Consider the following 4,271-nt stretch of genomic DNA (forward strand, 5'->3'; position numbering starts at 1 on the left):
GTTGAAGCGCTCTGTGAGCTTTTTGACCTGGTCGGCCTGGTACTTGAAGGACTGGCCCCGCCAGCTGTGCTTTTCCAAGATCCGGAACTTCGCGCCAGGCTCCAGCGGCGGAGCAACGACCACACAGGTGGCGTCGTCGCGAGTGCGGCTTGGGTCGTAGCCGATCCAGACCGGGCTGTTGCCGAAAGGTCGGTCCAGTTCGGGGTCGTAGTCCTCCCACAACGACAGATCGGAATAGCAACGCTCCAGGTCCTTGAGGCCGAACGCGCTCTGCGTGCTGTCGATGAACTTGCAGTAGAACAGCTGCTGGAACTTGTCCTCGTCGTACTCCAGCAGCAGTTGCTCCAGATCGAACAGATCGCAGCCGCCGTCGATCGCATCCTGGATGGTGATGGTCTTGCGCCATTGACCGTCCGGGCACAGCGCGCCCTGGGTGTAAGCCGATTCCGCCGGCCAGGTGCCGCCGGCCTTTTTCCCGCGCTTGCTGTTGCGGAACTCTTCACCGGACCAGAACGGGTACGCCTGGTGCGACACCGCGCTGGGCGTCGAGAAATAGGTTTTGCGCCATTTCTTGTGGGTGCCCATGGCGCTGGCCACGGTGCTGAGCTTCTCGAAGTCGCGGATCCAGAAGTATTCGTCGACGTAGACGTGGCCGTGGTAGCCCTGGGCCGTGCTGCTGTTGGTGGACAGGAAACGCAGTTCGGCGCCGTTGCTGAGCACAATCGGGTTGCCGGTCAGCTCGATATCGAACCACTGCCTGGCAAACTGGATGATGTAGCTGCGGAAGATCTCCGACTGCGATCGGCTGGCCGACAGGAACACCTGGTTATCGCCGCTCAACACGGCGTCCATGAACGCCTCGCCGGCGAAGTAGTAGGTCAGGCCCACCTGGCGGCTTTTGAGAATGTTCCGGATCCGGCAAGTCAGCGGGTTTTGCTTAGCGGCAAACAGCTCCTGCTGATAGCGGTACATCTTGGAGATGAACTTATCCAGGAAGTCGATTTCGGTCAGGCCGCTGATGTCGTTCTTGGCCTTCTTCTCCTTCTTCTTGCCGCCACCTTCGCTACGGCCTGAACGATCCCCACGGGAGCGCTGGCGGGGCTCCTGGCGCTCGCCCTGGTCATCGTCGACCGCTGCCACCGGCGTGGGCTTGGCCGCTTGTTTCAGCAGTCGCTCACGCACCGCCGTCAGCCGGTCCAGCTCGTTTAGGTCGTCCTTTGACAGGCTGCCCACTTTGTCCAGGAGCAAGGTGATACGACGGCCAACAGCGGTCAGCGGTTCTTCATCCGACAGCATGTCTTCCCACCCGCCCTGGCGGATCCAGTAGTAGACGATCCGGATGTTAGGCAGGTTGAGTTGCGCCTGAATTTCCTTGGCCTTACAGCGGCGTAGAAACAGGCGTTTAGCGGCTTCTTTAACTTCAGTCGAGTAGTACATGGGCCGCAGTCTATGCGGCGAAAACGCGAGAAACGCGGGGTTAAATTCCGCCTTCTTCCTAGATCCTGAATCTAGGAGAAGCGCGGATTTGAACCGTTTGTTTGGGGGCAAACGGCTCCCTATCGTGGCGGCTCATTCAACCGATTGAGCGCAGTTACCACCCATGCCCCGTTCCCTTGTCTCCTATTGGAAGCGCGTAGCCACCAGCGGCCCTACCGTCGATGGCCGCGAAATCCTGCCCCAGGAACTGCGCGACTGTGCCGAAAGCTACGACCCCGCGCTGTACACCGCTGTTATCTGGTGTGAGCACGAGCGCTGGTTCGGTTCCTTCGGGACTGTGTACGCACTTCGGCTGATCGAAAACGCTGAGGATCTGGAGGCAGGCCAAGTCGCCCTTGAAGCGCAGTTGAAGCCCAACGACAAGCTGCTGCGCCTGAACGATGCCGGGGAAAAACTCTTTTCCAGTGTCGAGATCCTCCCGAACTTCCGCGGTCGTGGCAAAGCGTACATGACCGGCCTGGCGGTGACCGACGAGCCCGCAAGCACAGGCACCCAGGAACTCTACTTTTCCCACAAAACCAACCGCGCCGCGTACTACGCCGCCTCGGTCGAGCTGGGTTCTTTCCGTAACGAGGAACCCAAGGGCGAGTTGGGCAAGCTCACCGCGCTGCTCACTGGCTTATTCAAGCGATTCAGCGTTGAAGCGCCCGCCACCGACACCCCCACCACCCCAGAGAGCAAACCCCCAATGGATGAAGCTACCGCAACGGCTTTAAAAGCCCTGCTGGCCCAGCTGCTGGTCGTCGCTGCCGGCATTCAGGCCGTAATCGAGCCCGCCGCTGAAGATGCACCAGAACCCGACCAGGATCTGGTCGATGACGTGAGCGCCGCTGTAGACCAGATCGTCACCACTGCCGAAGAAGAGCGCGAATTCCGCCGCAAGGGTGGCTCTAACGCTGCTGTGCTGGCTGCGCTGTCGAGCCTGCAAAAGCAGTTCAGCGTGATTCAGAACACCCCAACTGGTCGCCAACTGCCGCGCAATGCCGGCCCAGTGACCACTGTTAAAAAGCGGGTGCTCTGACATGGCCAAGTCACTGAGCGCCCTGGGCGCCCAAATGTACGCCCAAATGCAGTTGGCGATCGCTGAAACCTACGGCGTAGAGCTGAGCACCAAAATGTTCAGTGTTGAGCCGTCGATTGCCCAGGAGCTGAACGAGGCAATCACAGCCAAGTCGGACTTCCTGGAGCGTATCAACGTCCTCGGCGTCGACGAAATCAAAGGCGAGAAGATTTTCTTTGGCGTTGCTGGTCCGGTCACCGGCCGCACCAACACCAACACCACCGATCGCGAGGCGAAAGACGCGTCCTCACTGGCCCACAACCAGTACGAGCTTTCCTCGACCGAGTCCGATGTGAGCTTGAAGTACGCAAAGATCGATGCGTGGGCCAAGTTCCCGGAATTCCATCAGTTGTATTCGGCGGCCGTTCAAAAGCAGATCGCCCTGGATCGCATCATGATCGGCTTCCACGGCACTCACGCAGCAGAACAGACCGATCTGGACGAGTACCCTTTGCTCCAGGACGTCAACAAAGGCTGGCTGCAGCAGGCGCGTGAGCAGATCCCGGCGCAGGTGCTCAAGCAGGGCAAGGAAGCGGGCAAAGTCACCCTGGGCGAAGGCGGCGACTACGCCAACCTCGACGCCCTGGTGCACGACACCAAGCAAATGGTGGACGAGCGTCTGCGCGACGGCGGCGACCTGGTGGCCATTATCGGCTCCGACCTGCTGGCCGCCGATAAGGCAAAGCTGTACAGCAAACAGGGCAGTACCCCAACCGAAAAAGAGCGCATTGAAGAGGCCCAGGTTATCGCCACCTATGGCGGTCTGCCGGCTTTCACTGTGGCGTTCTTCCCGGTGAACGCGGTCCTGGTCACCAGTTGGGACAACCTGTCGATCTACTACCAGAGCACCAGCTGGCGTAAGCAGACCATCGACAATCCGAAGCGCTCCCGCGTCGAGGATTACAACAGCCGTAACGAAGGCTACGTGATCGAGCAGTTGGAGAAGTTCGCGCTGACCGAAAACGTGGAGCTGAAGGCATGAGTCTGGCCCTGGCGCACAAGCGCCGCACCCTGGCCTTGGGTGTTGCCGCCGTAGTGGCTGCTGCAGGTGCGCCGGTGGCCTATTCACCGGCCGAGGCCCTGAGCAGTCCGGCCAATGCGCGCAAACACCTGCTGCTGCAGGAAGCGGCACTGGACCAGGATCTGGAGCGCCTGAGCGCGCTCAAGAACCTGGCCAGCAAACAGGCACTCAAGCGCGACGAACTGCTGCCCAAGTACCAGGACTACGTCCAGCGCTACTGCGAATCGGGGCTAAGTTTCCACAATCGCGTTGCGGTGCAGGTAATGGTCTGGCTGTTGGATACCGCGCAGTTCGACGACGCCCTGGAACTGGCGGACTTTCTGATCGAGCAAGGGCAGCCAATGCCTGAGCGCTTCAAACGCCGCGATATCCAGACCTTTGTTGCGGATGCGGTCTACGAGTGGGCTTACACCGAGTACAAGGCCGACCGCAGCCCTGAGCCCTACCTGTCTGGCCTGCTGCCGCTTGTCGACGGCGAATGGCAGCTGACCGAACAGATCCCCAGCAAGTATCACAAGTTGATCGGTATGCGCGCCATGGAGGCGGGGAATTTCGACGTTGCGCTCAAGCACCTGGAGCGCTCAACCGAGCTGTATGCCAAGGCCGGCAATGACATCCGCATTGAGAAGGTCCGCAAGGCCTTGGCAAAACAAACGGCCGCTACTCCGGCCACTGAATAACCGACTACCCCCC

4 protein-coding genes are annotated in these 4,271 nt (G+C 60.3%); 3 read left to right on the forward strand and 1 reads right to left on the reverse strand.

Annotated features, from left to right (window positions below):
• Positions 1 to 1,437: terminase large subunit domain-containing protein (locus M1B35_RS31690; RefSeq protein WP_268264052.1), on the reverse strand; the 1,437-nt coding region annotated here is incomplete at its 3' end.
• Positions 1,438 to 1,600: 163 nt separating this feature from the next.
• Here M1B35_RS31690 and M1B35_RS31695 point away from each other — a divergent pair.
• From M1B35_RS31695 to gpM, 3 genes are read left to right on the forward strand one after another with little or no spacing between them, the layout of a single operon-like run.
• Entirely contained in the window at positions 1,601 to 2,518 is a 918-nt protein-coding gene (locus M1B35_RS31695; RefSeq protein ID WP_268264053.1) for a GPO family capsid scaffolding protein, read from the forward strand.
• 1 nt (position 2,519) lies between these two features.
• A complete protein-coding gene (locus M1B35_RS31700; protein WP_268264054.1) occupies positions 2,520 to 3,539 on the forward strand; it encodes a phage major capsid protein, P2 family in 1,020 nt (339 codons plus the stop codon).
• Positions 3,536 to 4,258, forward strand: a complete 723-nt coding sequence (gene gpM, locus M1B35_RS31705) for a phage terminase small subunit (protein ID WP_268264055.1) — start codon at positions 3,536 to 3,538, stop codon at positions 4,256 to 4,258. Before M1B35_RS31700 ends, gpM begins: the two co-directional genes overlap by 4 nt.
• Positions 4,259 to 4,271: the final 13 nt, after the last annotated feature.

Origin of the sequence: Pseudomonas morbosilactucae (assembly GCF_023241665.1) — a bacterium.
GTDB classification, from domain to species: domain Bacteria; phylum Pseudomonadota; class Gammaproteobacteria; order Pseudomonadales; family Pseudomonadaceae; genus Aquipseudomonas; species Aquipseudomonas morbosilactucae.